The following is a 403-nucleotide window of genomic DNA, read 5'->3' as shown; positions in this document are numbered from 1 at the left end:
AGCATGCCCAGCACGCGGCGGGGATCGGAACGCGCCGGCCGCCACAGCAGCCAGCCGAACAGCAGCAGCGACAGGCTCAGGCCGGTCAGCACGATCGCCAGCACACCGACGTACTGGGTGTGCGGCAGATCGTGGCGCGGCGCCGGCAACAGCACGTAGGCCAGGATCAGGCTGATCAGCACGATGCGGACGATCTGCTGGCCGTGCTCGCTGTCCTGGCGCTGGGACAGGCGCAGCCGCAGCTGCGACAACAGGCGTTTCACGCGCCCAGCCCCGGGCGCGCGGACGCCATCGAATGCTCGGCGCAGATCTGGTCCAGCTGTTCGCGGCCGCGCAGCAGCGCGTCCACGCATCGAGGATCGAACAGCCGGCCACGCTGGGCGTAGAGATAAGCCAGGGTGGC

General features: G+C 70.0%; 1 pseudogene. It reads right to left on the bottom strand.

What is annotated here, in order from left to right:
- Positions 1 to 263: pseudogene (locus EN874_RS32370) on the bottom strand (hypothetical protein); the annotation flags it as partial.
- Positions 264 to 403: the final 140 nt, after the last annotated feature.

This window comes from Mesorhizobium sp. M1D.F.Ca.ET.231.01.1.1 (assembly GCF_003999155.2).
GTDB lineage: Bacteria > Pseudomonadota > Alphaproteobacteria > Rhizobiales > Rhizobiaceae > Mesorhizobium.
Note: the sequence above shows the minus strand (reverse complement) of the source record. Positions and strands in the feature narration are given on the sequence as shown.